This window comes from Nocardia terrae (assembly GCF_009760405.1).
Classification (GTDB): Bacteria; Actinomycetota; Actinomycetes; order Mycobacteriales; family Mycobacteriaceae; genus Nocardia; species Nocardia terrae.
On sequence record NZ_WRPP01000007.1, the window covers coordinates 213,999 to 231,779 of the forward strand.

General features: G+C 69.6%; 16 protein-coding genes. 10 read left to right on the forward strand and 6 right to left on the reverse strand.

The features are described 5' to 3' along the window. Positions 1-87 precede the first annotated feature (87 nt). Both GPX89_RS45620 and GPX89_RS31875 read left to right on the forward strand, forming a co-directional pair. On the forward strand, positions 88-3,522 hold the full coding sequence (locus tag GPX89_RS45620; protein WP_328602513.1) for an SMC family ATPase: 3,435 nt from the start codon (positions 88-90) through the stop codon (positions 3,520-3,522). 11 nt (positions 3,523-3,533) lie between these two features. Next, positions 3,534-3,866: a hypothetical protein gene (locus GPX89_RS31875; protein WP_157391417.1), complete on the forward strand. Its 333-nt coding sequence runs from the start codon at positions 3,534-3,536 to the stop codon at positions 3,864-3,866. A 45-nt stretch (positions 3,867-3,911) separates the two neighbouring features. Here GPX89_RS31875 and GPX89_RS31880 read toward each other — a convergent pair whose 3' ends face one another. The 5 genes from GPX89_RS31880 to GPX89_RS31900 form a co-directional block, all read right to left on the reverse strand. After that, positions 3,912-4,184 (reverse strand): DUF2277 domain-containing protein, encoded by a 273-nt coding sequence (locus tag GPX89_RS31880; RefSeq protein WP_157391418.1) that lies wholly within the window; start codon positions 4,182-4,184, stop codon positions 3,912-3,914. A 49-nt stretch (positions 4,185-4,233) separates the two neighbouring features. Then, on the reverse strand, positions 4,234-4,752 hold the full coding sequence (locus GPX89_RS31885) for a methylated-DNA--[protein]-cysteine S-methyltransferase (protein WP_328602514.1): 519 nt from the start codon (positions 4,750-4,752) through the stop codon (positions 4,234-4,236). Beyond that, positions 4,749-6,284, reverse strand: coding sequence for an Ada metal-binding domain-containing protein (locus tag GPX89_RS31890; protein ID WP_157391420.1), 1,536 nt, complete (start codon positions 6,282-6,284; stop codon positions 4,749-4,751). Before GPX89_RS31890 ends, GPX89_RS31885 begins: the two co-directional genes overlap by 4 nt. Positions 6,285-6,352: 68 nt before the next feature. Continuing rightward, the gene (locus tag GPX89_RS31895; protein ID WP_157391421.1) at positions 6,353-6,592 is read right to left on the reverse strand and encodes a YbdD/YjiX family protein; all 240 of its coding nucleotides are present in this window, start codon (positions 6,590-6,592) and stop codon (positions 6,353-6,355) included. 4 nt (positions 6,593-6,596) lie between these two features. Further along, complete coding sequence (locus GPX89_RS31900; protein ID WP_157391422.1) at positions 6,597-8,879, reverse strand: carbon starvation CstA family protein; 2,283 nt, start codon at positions 8,877-8,879, stop codon at positions 6,597-6,599. A 328-nt stretch (positions 8,880-9,207) separates the two neighbouring features. On the opposite strand from GPX89_RS31900, the gene GPX89_RS31905 reads away from it, so the two are divergent. The 5 genes from GPX89_RS31905 (at position 9,208) to GPX89_RS31925 (ending at position 14,256) form a co-directional block, all read left to right on the forward strand. Next, positions 9,208-10,506: an ABC transporter substrate-binding protein gene (locus GPX89_RS31905; RefSeq protein WP_157391622.1), complete on the forward strand. Its 1,299-nt coding sequence runs from the start codon at positions 9,208-9,210 to the stop codon at positions 10,504-10,506. Further along, positions 10,503-11,399, forward strand: coding sequence for a carbohydrate ABC transporter permease (locus tag GPX89_RS31910; RefSeq protein ID WP_157391423.1), 897 nt, complete (start codon positions 10,503-10,505; stop codon positions 11,397-11,399). Before GPX89_RS31905 ends, GPX89_RS31910 begins: the two co-directional genes overlap by 4 nt. Then, positions 11,396-12,220 (forward strand): carbohydrate ABC transporter permease, encoded by an 825-nt coding sequence (locus GPX89_RS31915; protein ID WP_328602515.1) that lies wholly within the window; start codon positions 11,396-11,398, stop codon positions 12,218-12,220. The genes GPX89_RS31910 and GPX89_RS31915 overlap by 4 nt, the downstream gene beginning before the upstream one ends. Positions 12,221-12,303: 83 nt before the next feature. Next, positions 12,304-12,942, forward strand: coding sequence for a maleylpyruvate isomerase family mycothiol-dependent enzyme (locus tag GPX89_RS31920; protein ID WP_328602516.1), 639 nt, complete (start codon positions 12,304-12,306; stop codon positions 12,940-12,942). A 78-nt stretch (positions 12,943-13,020) separates the two neighbouring features. Then, positions 13,021-14,256, forward strand: coding sequence for a S1 family peptidase (locus GPX89_RS31925; RefSeq protein ID WP_157391424.1), 1,236 nt, complete (start codon positions 13,021-13,023; stop codon positions 14,254-14,256). 22 nt (positions 14,257-14,278) lie between these two features. Here the strand turns inward: GPX89_RS31925 and GPX89_RS31930 are convergent, their stop codons facing one another. Then, positions 14,279-15,232, reverse strand: a complete 954-nt coding sequence (locus tag GPX89_RS31930; protein ID WP_328602517.1) for a helix-turn-helix transcriptional regulator — start codon at positions 15,230-15,232, stop codon at positions 14,279-14,281. Between the two features lie 100 nt (positions 15,233-15,332). On the opposite strand from GPX89_RS31930, the gene GPX89_RS31935 reads away from it, so the two are divergent. From GPX89_RS31935 to GPX89_RS31945, 3 genes are all read left to right on the forward strand, one after another. Then, positions 15,333-15,962 (forward strand): TIGR03086 family metal-binding protein, encoded by a 630-nt coding sequence (locus GPX89_RS31935; RefSeq protein WP_157391425.1) that lies wholly within the window; start codon positions 15,333-15,335, stop codon positions 15,960-15,962. Between the two features lie 73 nt (positions 15,963-16,035). Further along, positions 16,036-17,115 carry a redox-regulated ATPase YchF gene (gene ychF / locus GPX89_RS31940; RefSeq protein ID WP_328602518.1) on the forward strand — a complete coding sequence of 360 codons (1,080 nt, stop codon included), beginning with the start codon at positions 16,036-16,038 and terminating at the stop codon, positions 17,113-17,115. A gap of 100 nt (positions 17,116-17,215) precedes the next feature. Then, positions 17,216-17,716, forward strand: coding sequence for a nucleoside deaminase (locus GPX89_RS31945; RefSeq protein WP_157391426.1), 501 nt, complete (start codon positions 17,216-17,218; stop codon positions 17,714-17,716). Positions 17,717-17,781 lie beyond the last annotated feature (65 nt).

Genomic DNA, 17,781 nt, shown 5'->3' on the forward strand with positions numbered 1-17,781 from the left:
CCGAGTTCGGCTTGGAACCAGGTGAATCGGATGGAGCGGTCGGCGGGATGACCGCGTGAGTGCGGCGTTGAGGGAAGGGGGCGCGGGGTGCGGCTGCATCGGCTGGAGCTGACGGCGTTCGGGCCGTTCGCCGAGACGGCCGTGGTGGATTTCGACGAGCTCGGGGCGGATGGGCTGTTCCTGCTGCACGGGCAGACCGGGGCCGGGAAGACCACGGTGCTCGACGCCATCGCGTTCGCGCTGTACGGGAAGGTGCCCGGCGCGCGCGAGGAGGGCAAGAGGCTGCACTCCGATCACGCCGACGAGCAGACTGCGCCGCGGGTGCTGCTGGAGGCCACGGTGGGTGGCCGGCGGCTGCGGTTGATCCGGTCGCCGGAGTTCCAGCGGCCCAGCAAGCGCGCCAAATCGGGCTGGGTGAAGGAGAACGCGTCCGCCACCCTGGAGTGGCTCGACGGGCGCGGCCAGCACCTGTCCCGCATCCCCGACATCGGGGACGAGGTGCTGCGTCTGCTCGGCATGAGCGCCGACCAGTTCTTCCAGGTGGTGTTGCTGCCGCAGGGTGACTTCGCGCGATTCCTGCGGGCCGACAACGAGGATCGCGAGAAGCTCCTCGAAAAGCTCTTCGACACCGAACGTTTCGGTACCGCCGAACAGTGGCTGACCGACAAGCGCCGGGCGAGCACCGCCGACCTCGACACCCGCCGCCACGGGATCGACCGCCTCATCGCCCAGGTCGGCACCGCGGCGGGCCTGCCCGTCACCGAAACCGCGAGTTCCCTCGAATCGGTCGGCTGGTCGCAGTCGTTGCTGGCCGCCGCCCGCACCCACACCGCGGACACCGCCACCGAACTCGCTCAGCGCCAAAAGGACTCGTCCCGGCTCCGCACCGCCGCCGAGGCCGAACGCCGTCGCCACGACCTGCACCGCCGCCGCACCGCGGCCCGCGCCCAACTGGCCGACTTCACCGCCACCGCCGACCACCGCGCCGCCCGCCAGACCGAGCTCGACCGGTCCCGTCGCGCCGAGCCGGTCGCCACCGCCCTCGCCGAGGCCCGCGCCGCCGCCGTCACCCTCCGCCGCCGAACCGACGACGCCACCCGCACCGCCGAACAACTCGCCGACCGCCTCCTCGAACCCGCCAGCGCCGAACTCCCCGGAACGCTCTGGGCGGCAGCCGATCTCGCAGCGGCCGAACTGGCGGGCACCGACCTGGCCGCGGACCTCGCCGACATCGTCGACGCCGGGATCAACCGCGCCGAGCCGATGGCCGAGCCGGGCGGTATGGCGGATGCGGGCAGCTCCGGGGGCCTCGACGACGACCGCGACCCGAATGATGCGCCGGAGCGAGCGGACGGTCCTGTCGGAATGGGCTCGAGCAGGCCGGACGGCGGCTCCGACGACCCGAGCGCCACCGAGGGAGCACAGCGGCGCGGGGATGTCGCCGCAGACGGTGCGCCCCGGGGCGGGGCGGGACTCGCGTCGTACCCGACCGGTCACCGGACGAGCGGTTCTCCTGCCGCCGAGGGTAATTCGTGGGTCCAGTGCTCGCCGTCGGCGGGCACGCCCGGCCTCGAAGGCGCGGTGCGGGGCTGGAGTGCGCAGATGGGCGCGCTCGATGAGGTGCGAGCCGACGCGGAGTCGGCGACCCGGTTGACTCGGGAGCTGGCCGGGTTGCGGGCCGAGCAGCGGGATCTGGACGGGCGGGCGGCGAAGCTGGCCGTGCGGCTCGCGGAGCTGCCGGAAGCGGTTGCCGGGGTTGAAGTTCGGTTGCGCGGGGCCGCGGATGCGGCGGCCGCGCTGCCGGGACTCGAGGCCGAGTGTCTACGGCTGCGGACGTCGGCTCAGGCGGCGGTGGAGTTGGAACAGCGGCGTGGGGAGCTGACGCGGGCGGGGGCCGACTTCGAGCGCAAGCGGGTCGCGCACGCCGAGGCGTGGAAGCGGACGCAGGCGCTGCGCGAGCAGCGCATGGCCGGGATGGCGGCGGAGCTGGCGGGGGCGCTGGAGGACGGGAAGCCGTGCTCGGTGTGCGGGTCCGTGGCGCATCCGGATCCGGCGCGGCCGACCGACCACGCGGTGTCCAAGCAGGACGAGGACAAGGCGCTGGCCGCCGAGCGCAAGGCGGAGGCGGAACGGGAGCATGCCGGGCAGGCGGTGGCCGAGCTGGAGCGGGCCATCGAGGTGCTGGTCGAGCGGGGTGGTGATGCCGACAAGGCGGAACTGGCTGTCGCGCTGGATGATTCGACTCGCAGGTTCGCCGAGGCCAAGCGGGTCGCGGGGCTCGTCGACGGGTTGACCGCCGAGCTGAACGCGCTGCGGGCCGAACAGGCGCGGGTGCAGGACGAGGTGCGCGAGTGCGAGAGCCGGGGCAGCGCGACGCTGGAGCGGATCGTCGCCACGGATCGGCGGCTGGCCGAGCTCACCGAGCGGCTGCTGGCGGCGGCCGGGGCGGACGGGACCGTCGAGCGGCGGCGGGCCCGGCTGGCGGCGCTGATCGAGGAAGCCACGGCCGTTCGTGCCGCACGAGTCGAGGCCGCCACCGCGCGCGAGCAGGTCGCGGCGGCCGCGGTGCGGGTCGAGAAGCTTTCCTATGACGCGGGATTGGTGCAGTCCGCGCCGCCGGTGATGGGGGAGTCCGGCCCCGACTACGGTGTGCTCGGGGAATACGCCCGCGCGGTCGACGCCGCGTCGCGGACCGCCGCGCAGCAGTCGGCCATCGAGGAGGAGCTCGTGGCCGCCGACCGGGCGCGGGCGCACGCCGAGGCGGTCCTGGCCGAGCCGGAGATCCAGGCGGCCGGTGAGACCGAACCGGTTGATCTCGGTCAGCTGGAAAGTGCCGTGGCACAGGCGGAATCGGAGCTGAACCGGGCGGTCGCCGCGCACGCCGAGGCCACTCGCCGGGTCGACGATCTCGAGAAGCTCTGCTCCCAGCTCTGGGCGGCCGTGGACCATATCGCTCCGCTGCAGCGCGCCCACGACGAGTTGGCGCGCCTCGCCGAGGTGGTGGCCGGTCGCGGCGAGAACAGCCGCCGCATGTCCCTGCGCTCCTACGTGCTGGCGGCCCGCCTCGAGGAGGTGGCCCTGGCCGGTTCGGTGCGCCTGCGCCGAATGTCCGGCGGCCGTTACGAATTCGTCCACACCGATGTCGCGGGCCCGCGCGGCCGCCGTGGCGGCCTGGGTCTCGACATCCGTGACGACTACACCGGCGCGGTCCGGCCCGCCAAGACCCTCTCCGGCGGCGAGACCTTCATGGCCTCCCTGGCCCTGGCGCTCGGTCTGGCCGACGTGGTCTCGGCCGAATCCGGCGGCCTGGTCATGGACACCCTGTTCATCGACGAGGGTTTCGGCAGCCTCGACGCCGACACCCTCGACGCCGTCATGGGCGTCCTCGACGAACTCCGCTCCGGCGGCCGCGTCGTCGGCGTCGTCAGCCACGTCGACGAAATGCGCCAGCGCATCCCCAGCCGCCTCCACGTCATCCGCGGCCGCACCGGCTCCCGCCTCGAAACCTCGGTCAGCGCATAGAATTTCGTACTGTGAACTCGGTCGGGGGCCGCGGCGACAAGGCCCGGAAGCTGCTCGGCCGCGGCGGTTGGCTGCTGGTGCTCGTCGGCTTCGTCGCCGCGTGGAACACGAATTCGCTCCGGGCATTCCTGCCGGTTCCGCTCGGGTTCGCGTCGGTGGCCCTCGCCGCGGTGCTCGCACCGATGCCGAAGCTGGAGCGCGCCGATCTCACGGCCGTGGAACGGTGGGTGGTCATCATCGTGACGAAGACCGTGACAGCGCTGGGGATCGTCGTGATCGGGACCTTCATCGCCTTCGTGCTCGCGGACGTGGCGAACCTTCTTACGAGCCCGCACCCTGAGTGACGCCGCATCATGGCGGCGGGCACCGCAGGCTCGGTCAGGCACTGGTCAGCGCGGGGTATAGCGGATCTGGGCGCGGGCTCGGGCCTTGGCGGCCTCGACCTCGCGGTCCTTGGGCGGGGCGTTGGTGGTGAGGCCCGCCAGCAGGCGGGTGGTCGCGGCGGCGATCTCTTCCACCGCCAGGTCGAAGGCGGGCTGGTTGGCCTGGGAGGGCTTGGTGGTTCCGCTGATCTTGCGGACGTATTGCAGGGCGGCCGCGTGCACCTCGTCCGGGGTGGCCGGCGGCTCGAAGTTGTGCAGGGTGTGGATATTGCGGCACATGGCTGCCACGGTACGCCCGGGCACCGACGCGGTCGGGCGGGAACCGCGCTCAGGCGGTCTCGTGGTCCAGGAGCCAGCGTTTGATCGGCAGGCCGTAGCGGAAGCCGCCGAGGGCGCCGTCGGTGCGCAGGACGCGGTGGCAGGGGATGAACAGGGCGGCCGCGTTGCGGGCGCAGGCATTGGCGGCGGCGCGGGTCGCGGCCGGGCGCCCGGAGAGGGCCGCGAACTCGGTGTAGGTGATCGGGGTCCCGGCCGGGACCTTGCGCAGCGTCTCCCAGGCCTGGGTGAGGAACGGTCCCGAGACCTGGCGGACGGCGATGGCGTCGATCGCGGTGAGATCGCCCTCGTGATAGGCGGCGATCGCCCGCGACACCGGCCCCAGCGTGTCGCGTTCGCGCAGGCCGCCGGGCCGGAGGCTGGGGTGGACGAGGGCCCGCAGGGCCTCCGGGTCGGCGATCCAGCCGGAGGCCAGGACCGCGCCGTCGGCGTCCACGAGGGCGGTGAACGGACCCGCGGGCGTGTCCGTGGTGGCGAAATCCGCGGTGGTGGTGTGGTTTTCGGAGCTCACTGCGGTGTCCTCCGGGTCGGGGCGGATGTCTTGGGGCCACCCTCGGCCGGATGGGCGAGGGCGTATTTCCACAGGTGCATGGTGAGGTAGGAGCGCCATGGCGAGAAGCGTTCGGCGTCGGCGAGGTCGATGCCCAGCAGTCCCGCGCCGCGGCGGACGACCAGGTCGGAGTGCAGGAGCACGTCCGGGTCGGCGAGCAGGCGCATGGTGACGTAGTCGGCGGTCCAGGGCCCGACCCCGTCCAGGGCGAGCAGGTCGCGGCGCAGATCGCCCGCGGTGCGGCCGGAGTGCAGCACGAGATCGCCGCCGGCCAGCGCCTTGGCCGCGCCGACAATGGCGTCCACGCGCCGCGAGGGCCCGGTCAGCACCTCCGAACCGCGCTCGGCAATGGCCTCGGCGGTCGGGAACAGGTGCGGGATCGGCCCGGCGATGGCCTCGCCCAGGCCCTGTACCAGCCGCGCGGTGTGGGTGTTCGCGGCCGCCACCGAGATCTGCTGCCCGATCATGGTGCGCAGCAACAGTTCCGGACCGTCGAGGCACCCTGGTACCCGGATCCCGGGAGGCAGGGTGATGCCGGGGTCGTCGCCCGAAACATGCGGGTGCAGTGGGCTTCCCGCCATGCCCGCGGTCAGCGCCTCGTCGATGCCGACGGGATCGGCGTCCAGATCCAGGAAGTGGCGTAGTCGCGCCACGGTGGGCGCGAGATCGCGCATGTCCTGCAGGTTCAGCGAGGCGCGCACGTGGCCGGGCTGGATGGACAGCCGAACGGTGGTGTGGCCGTGCGGAGTTCGCAGGCTGCGCGTGTAGACGCCGTTCTCCCACAGCTCGAGCCCGGGGACGGTGTGCGAGGCCAGGAACCATTCCAGCCACGACTGGTCGAGCGGCTCACGGTAGGGGAGTCGCAGCGTGAGCAGCCCGTTGCCGGCCGGGAGTGTGTCGCCGTTGCGGCGGCGGGATTCCTCGCGCAGGGTCGTCGGGCTGACCGCGAACACCTCGCGCACGGTGTCGTTGAACTGCCGGATGCTGGCGAATCCGGCCGCGAAGGCGATGTCGGACATGGACAGCCGGGTGGTCTGGATGAGCAGTCGCGCGGTGTGCGCGCGGTGCGCCCGCGCCAAAGCCAGTGGGCCCGCGCCGAGTTCACTGGTCAGCACCCGGGTCAGCTGCCGCTGGGAGTAGCCGAGGGCGTCGGCCAGCGCGGGCACGCCGCCGCGTTCGATGACGCCGTCGCCGATCAATCGCATGGCCCGGGAGGCCAGGTCGGCGCGGGTGTTCCACAGCGGCGATCCGGGCGCGGCGTCGGGCAGGCAACGCCGGCAGGCGCGGAAGCCGTGCTGCTGCGCGGCGGCCGCGGTCGGCAGGAAGGTGACGTTGGTCCGTTTGGGCGTGATCGCCGGACAGGAAGGGCGGCAATAGATCCCGGTAGTGCGCACCGCGGTCACGAAATGCCCGTCGAACCGGGCGTCCCGGGTCGCGACGGCGCGATAGCAACGCTCGAAATCCAAGTCGTTCGCACTCACGCTGTCCACCATGTCAGTCGTGAGCTCCGGCCGCTAGCGGAAATCCGCCATGACCGTCGGCGGAAAACCGCCACCCCGGTCTAGCAGCAGCGATTGCCCGGATTCCGGGTCGCGGCGGCGTGGCGGTCGCGCCAGTAATCCCGTTCGGTCGGGATCTCGCAGCCCGGGTGGTGCAGTTCGAGGTGCTGAACGTAGCGCCGGTAGTCGTTGCCCCCGAGGATCGAGTTGAACCACCAGACAATGGCTTTGAGGGCCTGGAGAAGGGCGAGCCCCGCCGACCGCAGGGGTCCTGCGGTCGGCGGGGCATCGTGGGTACTCATGGCGTCAGTGACTCAGCACGCCCGCCGCGCCGGGCGCGCGGATCTTGCCCTCGGCGATCAAGGTGTCCCATTCCTGCTGGACTTCCTTCTCCGCCTTGCTGGGGAGGAACCCGCTGGGGCCGAAGATCTTCGAGGGCTCCTCCGGCGATTCGGTGGTCTCGCCGCCGCCGTCGCGGATGGCCTTCACGATCACCCACACCGCCACCAGCGCCACGATCAGCACCAGCACCGCGAACACGATCGACAGCGTGCCCTGGATGAAGGTGTTGTGGACGACCTTGTTCATGTCGGCCATGTTCTTGGCCGGCGGCAGCACCTTCCCGGCGTCGCGGGCGACGACGAAGTTGTGGTGCTGTGTCCAGTAACCGATGTTCTTGTCGCCGGAGAAGATCTTCTGGAACGACGCGGTCATGGTCACGATGAGATCCCAGGCCAGCGGCAGCGCGGGGATCCACGCCCACTTCAGCAGGCCCTTCTTCACCACGATCACCAGCACGACGGTCAGTGCGATGGCGGCCAGCAGCTGGTTGGAGATGCCGAACAGCGGGTAGAGGGTGTTGATGCCGCCCAGCGGATCGGTGACGCCCATGAGCAGCACCGAACCCCATGCGGCGACCACGATGGCGGAGCAGATGAACACGCCCGGCCACCACGACGGGTCCTTGAACTTCTTGGCGCCGGGCAGGTTTCCGAGGGCGTCGGAGACCATGAACCGCGCGACCCGGGTGCCCGCGTCGATGGTGGTGAGGATGAACAGCGCCTCGAACATGATGGCGAAGTGGTACCAGAACGCCTTGAGGCTGTTGCCGCCGATGAACTTGTGCATGATCTCGGTCATGCCGAGCGCGAGGGTGGGAGCGCCACCGGCTCGGGAGTAGACCTTGGTCTCACCGACGCTCTGCGCGGTGTCGTTCAGGAACTTCGCGTCGATCGGGGTGCCGCCCAGGCCGAGGCCGTTGACCTTGTCGGCCGCCGCGCCCGCGCTGGTGAGCCCGCCGCTGTTGACGGCGAAGTACAGGTGCTGGTCCAGGATCGACGCCGCGATGATCGCCATGACCGCCACGAACGACTCCATCAGCATGCCGCCGTAGCCGATCATCCGGGCCTGCGCCTGCTTCTCGAGCAGCTTCGGGGTGGTGCCCGAGGACACCAGCGCGTGGAATCCGGACAGCGCTCCACAGGCGATGGTGATGAACAGGAACGGGAACAGGCTGCCCGGGAAGGCCGGGCCATTGCTGCTGTGCGCGAACTGGGAGACCGCGGGGGCCCGCAGCACCGGCATGGTCACCAGCACGCCGACCGCCAGCAGGGCGATGGTGCCGATCTTCATGAAGGTGGACAGGTAGTCGCGCGGGGCGAGCAGCATCCACACCGGCAGCACCGAGGCGACGAAGCCGTAGATGATCAGCATCCAGGAGATGGTGGTCGCCGAGAGCGTGAACCAGTCCTGGCCCCAACCGGAGTGGGACACCGGATTGCCGAGCAGGATGGCGAGCAGCAGCAGCGCGAAGCCGATGACCGACACCTCGCCGACCTTGCCGGGGCGGATGAAGCGCAGGTACAGGCCCATGAACAGGGCGATCGGGATGGTCATCGCGATGGAGAACACGCCCCACGGGCTGCCGCCCTCGAGCACGCCCGTCTTCGGATTCGTCGTCGCCGCAAGGGCGTTCACGACCACGATGCCGAGCACGGCGAGCAGGATCATCATGATCACCAGCACCGCGACGATGGCCGCGATACCGCCGACCACGCCCAGTTCCTCACGCGCCATCTGGCCGAGGGTGCGGCCGCGGCGCTTCACCGACGCCCACAGCACCAGGTAGTCCTGCACCGCACCGGCCAGCACCACGCCGACGATGATCCAGATCGTGCCGGGCAGGTAGCCCATCTGGGCGGCCAGCACCGGTCCGACCAGCGGGCCCGCGCCCGCGATGGCGGCGAAGTGGTGGCCGAACAGGACGCGGCGGTCCATCGGCATGTAGTCGCGGCCGTTCTCCATGGCCTCGGCCGGAGTGGCGACGTCGTCACGCGGTTTGGTGATCTTGTGCTCGATCAGCCTGGAGTAGAACTGGTAGGCGAGCACATAGGTGCAGATCGCGGCCACCACGATCCACACCGCGTTGACGTTCTCCCCGCGCATGAAAGCGAGAATGGCCCAGGCGATCGCACCGACAACGGCGATGGCGAGGAAGATGCCCTTCTTCAAGGGCGACATGGGCGTCCGGTCCACGACGCCTACCGGAGGCAGGTCGGGGTCCGTCCGGAGATATTCGATGGTCGCCATGCGACTACTCTCCCGTGCGGTACTGCGGTTTCTCACTGAACTGGTCTCAACGTAGCCCAACCGGTACGCATCTGAACCGCCTTTGACCGGGCGTTCATTCATGTGCCATACCGCCGGGTACGGGTGGCCCGGAGGACGCTGAGCCGGGCGTGGCGGGGGTGGTGCGGGTCCGGCGTCGTGCCGCGAGTGCGCGTGTTCTCCACGTCTCGCAGGTTGCTCCCCGTATGCTGCCATGCTGGTTCGAGATCTAGATCACTGCGGTCTTTAAGTTCGTTTAGTTCACGGAGATATATCTTTGGCGAGCGAATCGGCGGCCCGGCCCGGCGGAATGGATCGGCGTACCCTGCTGCGCTCGGCCGCCTTGGCCACGCTGCTGACCGCGGGGGCCTGTGCGGACCGGGACGACGACGCGGTCACCTTCTTCTTCCAGGCACGGCCCGAGGAGGCGCGGGCGCGGCTGCGCATCATCGACGAATTCCAGCGGCGGCGGCCGGATATCAGGATCCGCACCATCATGTCGGGGCCGGATCCGTTGCAGCAGATGCTGACCTACTGTGCGGGCGGGAAATGTCCGGACGTGCTGATGGCGTGGGAGCTGCTGTACGCCGGGCTCGCGGATCGGGGTGTGCTGGTCGACCTGCGCGAATTCCTGGATCGGGAACCGGATTACGCGACCGCGCTGCGGGCCGACGGGTATGCCGCGCTGCGCGACACCTTCGTCTGGGACGGCGGGCAGTACGCGCTGCCCGAGCAGTGGTCGGGGGTGTTTCTCTACTACAACCGGAAGCTGTTCGCCGAGGCGGGGATTCGGGCGCCCGCGAGCTGGTCGCGGGCCTGGTCGTTCGACGAGTTCCTCGCGGCGGCCCAGGCCCTGACCCATCGCGACTCCGAGGGGCGCACGCGGCAGTGGGGGTTCGTCGACGCGTGGGTGCCGTACTTCTCCGCCGCCTGCTTCGGCATGAACAACGGTTCGGAATGGTTCAGCCCGCCGGTGCGGCCCACGCGCACCAATCTGGGGGACCCGCGGTTCGCGGCCGGTCTGCAGTTCTATGCCGACCTCGCTGTGCGGCATCGGGTCGCGCCCAGTGTCGGTGACCGGCAGTCGGTTTCGGCGCAGGACCTGTTCCGGAGCGGGCGGGCGGCCATGCTCATGGGCGGGCACTGGCTGTACTCGGAATTCGCCGGACGCGAGGATCTCGACGTCGATGTGACGGTGCTGCCGGTCGGGCCGCACGGCGGGCCCGGGGCGATCACCGATATCGGGAGCACCGGACTGGCCATCGCGGCGGCGAGTCCGCGACGCGAACAGGCGTGGGAATTCGTGAAATTCGCGACCGGCCCCGAGGGGCAGGCCATCATCGCGGAGTCCGGGCTGTTCGTGCCGGTGCTGCGGTCGGCCATGCGCTCGGCCGGATTCGCCGCGGCGCATCCCGGACTGCGCAATCTCGAGGTGTTCACCGAGGGACCGGAGCATTCGCGGCAGCTCGCCGTCACCCCGGTGTGGGGCAAGGTCGAGGCGCTGCTGGAACGCGGATGCAATCGGGTGCTGCGTGGGGCGGCCACGGCGGAATCGCTGGGCGGGCAGACCACTTCCGATATCGATCGGCTGCTGCGGGCGGCGGTATGAGCGGCGGGTCGGCGTTGGAGCGGCGGCGGGCGCGCGCCGGAAAGCTGTTCGTAGCACCGAATCTGGCGGCGATCCTGGTGTTTCTGCTGTTCCCGCTGGGGTTTTCGCTGTATCTGAGCTTCCATTCCTGGGATCTGTTCAGTCCACCCCGATTCGTGGGGATCGCGAACTATCGGCGGCTGTTCTCCGATGATCCGTTGTTCTATATCGCGCTGCGCAATACGGCGGTGTTCACCGTGCTCACGCTCGTGCCGACGGTGGTGATCAGCCTCGCGGTGGCGGCGCTGCTGAACCGGAAACTGCGTGGCATCGGCATTTTCCGGACGCTGGCCTTCCTCCCGCTGGTGGCGTCGACAGTGGCGATGGCGGTGGTCTTCCGCTTCATCTTCGCCAGCGACGACGGCCTGGCCAACATCCTGCTGGGCTGGGTCGGGCTCGGGCCGGTGCCGTGGCTGACCGACCCGCAGTGGGCCATGGTGTCCCTGAGCCTGGTCACGGTGTGGAAGTCCGTTCCCTTCGCCACCGTCATCCTCCTCGCCGCCATGCAGGGTGTCCCCGAAAACCTGTACGAGGCAGCGAAAATCGACGGTGCGGGCTCCTTCCGCCGCTTGCTGTCGATCACCGTTCCCCTGATCCGCGGCGCGCTGTCCTTCGTCCTGGTCATCACCGTCATCAATTCGGTCCAGGTCTTCGACCAGGCCTACGCTCTCACCGGCAGCAACGGCGGCCCCGAGACCGGCACCTACGTGCTCGGAATCATGCTGTTCCAGAATGCCTTCCGCTTCTACGAGGTCGGCTACGCGTCCGCCCTGGCCTGGGTGATCTTCGCGATCCTGCTGGCCTTCACCCTGATCCAGCAGTGGCTGTCCCGCCGTGCGGAGGCCGACCTGTGAGCAAACGCCTGACCGCCGGCCTGCTGACCTACCTGGCCCTGATCCTGGTGGCCTGGTGTGCCCTGACCCCGATCCTGTGGTCGGTGTCGGCCTCCCTGAAGTCCGAGGGCGAAGTGCTCGACGCCGCGCCTGTTCCCGCCCACCCCCAATGGTCCAACTACCGTGAGGCTTTCGACGTCATCCCCCTCGGCCGCATGCTCCTGAACACCGTCGTCTACGCGGCGTGTGTCACCGCCGGTCAAGTCTTCTTCTGTTCCTTGGCGGGCTACGCCTTCGCCCGCCTCCGCTTCCCCGGCCGCGAGGCCCTCTTCCTCGGCTACCTCGCCACCCTCATGGTCCCCCTGACCGTCACCGTCATCCCCCAGTTCCTGTTGATGCGAGCCTTCGGCTGGATGGACACCCCCTGGTCCATGATCGTCCCCGGCCTCTTCGGCAGCGCCTTCGGCACCTACCTCATGCGCCAGTTCTTCCGCACCCTCCCAATGGAACTGGAGGAAGCCGCCATCCTCGACGGCTGCACCCCCTGGCAGACCTATTGGCGAGTCCTGCTACCCCACACCCGCCCCGCCATCATGGTCCTGGCGGTCCTCACCTGGATCACGGTCTGGAACGACTTCCTCTGGCCCCTGATCATGATCCAACGCAACGACTACGCCACCGCCACCCTCGGCCTGGTCCGCCTCCAAGGCCAATACACCACCAACTGGCCCCTCCTCATGGCCGCCGCGACGATAATCCTCCTCCCGCTCCTCCTCATCTACGCCGTCGCCCAACGCGCCTTCATCCGAGGCATCGCCCTCTCCGGCCTCGGCGGCCGTTGACCGACCGATGAGTTTCGCCGACCGTTGCCGTCTACCGACATGAACGGCCGTGCTGCCGTGCCGTCGAGCTGGGAGGTTTTCGAGTGCCGGACGTTGTTTCCCGCGATGAGCTGTGGACGATGATCCAGGCTGAACGCGCGGCATTGGCCGACGATCTCGCCGACCTGACCGACGGTCAATGGTCCGAACAGTCGCTGTGCGGAAATTGGACAGTGGAAGAGGCGGTCGCGCACCTCACCGCGGGCGCGAGCAACGGCCGTATGCGCTGGCTGCTCAGCGTCCTGCGGGCCCGCTTCGACTTCGACGAACACAACGCCCGTCAGGTAGCCCGCCATCGCGGCGCGAACCCCGCCGAAACCCTGGCTCGGTTCCGGGCGATCATTCCCGGCACCGTCGCACCCTCCGGTCACACGGCGGCCTGGCTCGGCGAGGTGATCGTGCATGGCCAAGATATTCGGCGGCCTTTGGGGATCGCGCGCACGCCTTCCATCGAGGCTCAGACGGCAGTCGCGCACTTCTATGCGAGCCGAGATTTCACCGTCGCGAGTCACACCGTGATCGAAGGCTTGCGCCTCGAAGCGAACGATGGCCCGTTCAGCACCGGCAGCGGGCCCCTCGTCAGTGGTCCCACCGTGGCCCTGGTCATGGCCATGGCCGGACGATCCGCCTATTGCGACGACCTCACCGGCACCGGCCTGTCCACCCTCCGGGATCGCCTGTAGGCGGTCCGGTCCCGGGCTCAACGCGCCTTTGATTGCGGGATAGCACTTTTCGGGGTCGCGGGCCGCTAACTTGTTCGTATGGCCAACTTGCGGTGGCAGGCCGGGCGGGCGTGCCTGCTCGTTGCGGCGGTTGTCGGGTTGATGTCGGTGGTGCCGGTGACCGGGCGCGCGGCAGATGGTCGCGTCGAGAACACGGCCGAGCTGCCCGCTGGGCTGGTCGCGGCGATCGGGCGGGATCTGGGGCTGGACGCGGGGGAGTATCTGCGGCGGGTGGATTCGGCACAGCGGTTGTCGGTGTTCGCGGCGGAGATGCGAGATCGCCACCCCGGCGCGGTGAGGGGGTCATGGCTGGATGGGCGGGGGACTGCGGAGGTCGCGGTCCAGCCCGGGGACGACGGTGCCCGTGCCGCGGTTCGCGCGGCGGGCTTCACCCTCGCCGACGCGGGTGGTGAGGACGTGGGCGGTGAGGACGCCGGTGGCGTTGAGCCGGGCGACATTTCCCTCGTCGCGGGGCCGGTCGCGAATTCGTTCGCGCCACAGGTCACCGGGGGTGACCGCTATGTGGTCGACAACGGGTCGGCTTGTTCGTGGGCGTTCAATGCCCTTGATGCCGAGGGGAATCCGGCAGCGGTGACCGCGGGCCATTGCGATGCCGCCACCGGGCAGGAGGATCGTCCGGCCGGTGGGGATCGGGGAACCCATGAGCTCACGTCGGATCTGAAGATCGGCGCGCAGAACGGTTCGTTCGAGGAATCGGTGATGGACGGGGTGCGGGACTACGCCGTCGTGCGGATCGCCGATGACGCTCGGGATTCCTTCCGCAACAACCTGGTTCGCACGTCGAGCGGGACGCTTCCGATAACCGGCGTGGGTGTTCCCGTGGTCGGTGAACCCGTCTGCAAGTCCGGGGCGACCACCGGATTCACCTGCGGCGTCATCCTCGAAGTCGACCAGCCCGACCCGCAACGCCCACCCATCCGCTTCACCCACACCGCACTGTCCCTGCCCGGCGACAGCGGCGGCGCCCTGGTCTCGGGCACCCTCGCGATGGGCATAGTCAGCCGGGGCGGCTACACCGACGACCCAACCCGATTCCCCACCGACAAGCCCGACGCAGTGCAGACGCCACCCCTGCCCTCACCTTTGAAGGAGATCGTGCGCCGCATCCTCGCCGGCGGCAGCCGCGCCGATTTCGAGCGGATCTCACCCCTCGCCGACACCATATTCCGAGCACACCCCCAACTCACGATGATCGCCCAATCGATGGCCGACGTGGTCGCCGAGAACCCCGGCCTCCAGATCCGAACCAATTGAGATCACCCGGAATCCACCAGGATCAGTCGTGCGGCGTGGCGGCCGCGTAGCGGCGGGCCAGGGTGCGGATGTGGGCGACCAGTTCGGGGGGATCGTCCACGCGGAAGTCCATCATGAGCATGCTCAGGTAGACGGCGATGGTTTCCAGGCGGTCGGCGCCGGTCAGGAGCAGGCAGCTGGAATCGTCCACCGGTTCCACCACACCGACGGTGGGGTTGATGCGGGATATGACGGTTTCGGCGGGGGCCAGGATGGTGACCCGGGCGTGGACTTGCCAACCGGTGGAGGCTATTTCGCGCAGCACGAAGGCGACCAGGTCGGAGTCCGGGAGGGGGCGCGGGGCGAAATGGCGGTCGGCCGGGCGGATCTCGGGTAGCGAGGCGACGGGAAGGGCTTGCCAGGTGTGGGTTTCGAGGGAGTAGGCGACCAGGTACCAGCGGCGCTGCCAGCTGATCAGGCGGTAGGGCTCGAGGTCGCGGGTGCCGGCGCGGATCGTGGTGGTGGCGCGGATGGCGGTGGCCAGGGTGGCGAGGGTTTCGGCGGGGACGGGGGCGTCGGGTTCGCGGGAGCCGGTGACGGCGGGGCCGATGTCGGTGACCGCGCGCAGGGCGGTCACCTTGCGGTGCAGGCGTTTCGGGAGGATGCGGTCCATCTTCGACTGGGCGCGTTCGAGATTCGCCTGGATGTCCGCGATCCCGGTGCTGCCGTCGGCGGCGATGTTCATGGCCACCGCGACCGCTACGGCTTCGTCGTCGTCGAGCAGCAACGGGGGCATGGTCGCGCCCTGGCCGAGGCGATAGCCGCCGATCGGGCCGCGCTCGGCGTGCACGGGATAGCCGAGTTCGCGCAGTCGGGCGACGTCCTGGCGCAGGGTGCGGTCGGTGACCGAGAGGCGTTCGGCCAGTTCACGGCCGGTGTGGGTGCGGTCCTGGAGCAGGGACAGCAGGCGCAGCAGGCGGGTTGTGGTCGAGGTCACACCGCACCCTTTCCGTCGGCCGGATTATTAGGAAGGAATCTAGCCTAATCGGGTCATACCTTTGTCTCAACGGATCGAAACGACCTGAGAGGTAAGAACAATGAGCACCAACCCGCAGACCGACATCACCCCCGCCGCCGCCCTCGCCCCGGTCTGGCGCGATGTGCTCGCCGCCTCGCACCGGGCCCTCACCGAGGCGGTCGCGGCGGTCCGAGCGGACCAGTTGGACAACTCCACTCCCTGCTCGGAATGGACTGTGGCGCAGGTGATCCAGCACGCGGCAGGCGACCAGCTCGCGTACGCCAAGTTCCTCGGCATCGGCGACGGCCCGGCCTACAACCCGTTCGAGCCGTCCGGCGGCATCGACGGCTCGGTGGCCGAGTTCGTCTCCGCCGCAATCGAACCCACCGCCACGGCCTGGGCCACCGTCTCCGACGACACCGAATCCGTCCCGACCCCGCTGCCGCACGGCGAGCTTCCCACCCCGGTGGCCGCGGTCCTGTGCGCGCTCGACGCCGCCGCGCACGCCTGGGACATCGCCATCGGCACCGGTCAGCCCTCGCCGCTCACCGAGGAGCTCGCCGGGCACCTGCTCACCGCCGCCCGCGGCAGCATCGAACCGCTGCGCGACTACGGCGTATTCGCCGCGGTCGTGGCGGGCGTCCCCGCAAGCGACACCCCGGTCGCCGACGAACTGCTCACCTACCTCGGCCGCGACCCCCGCGCCTGACGGGCACACCGAACCCGACCCCCGGACCTGGGGTTACGGGGCGGGTCGGCGGTCCGGGTAGACTCCCTCTCTCGTGAGTCTCACCCTCGGAATCGTCGGCCTGCCCAACGTCGGAAAGTCGACGCTGTTCAACGCCTTGACGCGCAATGACGTGCTGGCCGCGAACTACCCGTTCGCCACCATCGAGCCGAATGTCGGCGTGGTGCCGCTGCCGGACCCGAGGTTGAACAAGCTGGCCGAGATCTTCGGGTCCGAGCGCCTGGTGCCCGCGGTGGTGTCGTTCGTCGATATCGCGGGCATCGTGAAGGGCGCGTCCGAGGGCGCGGGCCTGGGCAACAAGTTCCTCGCCAATATCCGTGAGGCCGACGCCATCTGCCAGGTCGTGCGCGTCTTCGCCGATGACGACGTGATCCACGTCGACGGCAAGGTCGATCCGCTGTCCGATATCGAGGTCATCGAGACCGAGCTCATCCTCGCCGACCTGCAGACCCTCGAGAAGGCCGTGGTCCGGCTCGAGAAGGAAGCCAAGGTCAAGAAGGACCGCAAGCCGGTCGCCGACGCCGCCAAGCAGGCGCAGGAGATCCTCAACAGCGGCAAGACCCTCTTCGCCGCCCGTACGCAGGTGGACACCGAGCTGCTGAAGGAACTCTCGCTGCTCACCATCAAGCCGTTCCTCTATGTCTTCAACGCCGACGAGTCGATCCTCACCGACGAGGCCAAGAAGGCCGAGTTGAAGGCCGCCGTCGCCCCGGCCGACGCCGTCTTCCTCGACGCCAAGGTCGAGGCCGAACTCCTCGAGCTCGACGACGAATCCGCCCTCGAACTCCTCGAGTCCATCGGCCAGACCGAGCCCGGCCTGCACGCCCTGGCCCGCGCCGGCTTCCACACCCTCGGCCTGCAGACCTACCTCACCGCCGGCCCGAAGGAAGCCCGCGCCTGGACCATCCACCAGGGCGACACCGCCCCCAAGGCGGCAGGCGTCATCCACACCGACTTCGAGCGCGGCTTCATCAAGGCCGAGATCGTCGCCTTCACCGACCTCGTCGAGGCCGGCTCCATGGCCGCCGCCAAGGCCGCGGGCAAGGTCCGCATGGAAGGCAAGGACTACGTGATGGCCGACGGCGACGTCGTCGAGTTCCGCTTCAACGTCTGATTCGAGGCGTAAATGCGTGAGACCCACCCGGATCCGGGTGGGTCTCACGCGTTTCGCGGGCGGGTTCGCGTCGGCGTCTGAGTCGGGGGATGATTCCGCCATGAGCATCGGGCAGGAGGCGGGTGGCGTGAGCGACCTCGATCGCCGGAATCTGCTGGCGGCCGTGGCCATTGCGCGGCGGTCGAGAGAAGGCGGGAATCATCCTTTCGGCGCGCTGCTCGCCGGGCCCGACGGGGCGGTGTTGCTGGAGGCCGAGAACACGGTGACCAAGGGGCGCGACGCGACCGGTCACGCGGAGACGAATCTGGTGCGGGCGGCGACGGCCGCCTATGAGCCCGAGTTTCTGCGTGGCTGCACGCTTTACACGAGTACCGAGCCCTGTGCGATGTGCGCCGGGGCGATCTACTGGGGGAATATCGGGCGGGTGGTGTACGCCCTCGGCGAGGACCAGCTGCTGGCCTTGACCGGCGCGAATCCCGAGAACCCGACCATGGCGCTGCCGTGCCGCGAGGTGTTCGCCGCGGGGCAGCGCGCGACGGCGGTCGTCGGTCCGGTGGAGCTCGCCCAGGCCCGTGCGGTGCACGACGGCTTCTGGGACTGAGAGCGGCGTAGTAATACCTTCCAGCGCATAGGTATTCGCATTTCCGGCCATTCCCGGGAGGGGTC

What these genes read in the sequence shown, in the direction of transcription:
- GPX89_RS31880 (WP_157391418.1), bottom strand. Translation starts at nt 4,184, where the DNA reads ATGTGCCGCAATATCCACACCCTGCACAACTTCGAGCCGCCGGCCACC.
- GPX89_RS31890 (WP_157391420.1), bottom strand. Translation starts at nt 6,284, where the DNA reads ATGGTGGACAGCGTGAGTGCGAACGACTTGGATTTCGAGCGTTGCTAT.
- GPX89_RS31895 (WP_157391421.1), bottom strand. Translation starts at nt 6,592, where the DNA reads ATGAGTACCCACGATGCCCCGCCGACCGCAGGACCCCTGCGGTCGGCG.
- GPX89_RS31900 (WP_157391422.1), bottom strand. Translation starts at nt 8,879, where the DNA reads ATGGCGACCATCGAATATCTCCGGACGGACCCCGACCTGCCTCCGGTA.
- GPX89_RS31905 (WP_157391622.1), top strand. Translation starts at nt 9,208, where the DNA reads ATGGATCGGCGTACCCTGCTGCGCTCGGCCGCCTTGGCCACGCTGCTG.
- GPX89_RS31910 (WP_157391423.1), top strand. Translation starts at nt 10,503, where the DNA reads ATGAGCGGCGGGTCGGCGTTGGAGCGGCGGCGGGCGCGCGCCGGAAAG.
- GPX89_RS31925 (WP_157391424.1), top strand. Translation starts at nt 13,021, where the DNA reads ATGGCCAACTTGCGGTGGCAGGCCGGGCGGGCGTGCCTGCTCGTTGCG.
- GPX89_RS31935 (WP_157391425.1), top strand. Translation starts at nt 15,333, where the DNA reads ATGAGCACCAACCCGCAGACCGACATCACCCCCGCCGCCGCCCTCGCC.
- GPX89_RS31945 (WP_157391426.1), top strand. Translation starts at nt 17,216, where the DNA reads ATGAGCATCGGGCAGGAGGCGGGTGGCGTGAGCGACCTCGATCGCCGG.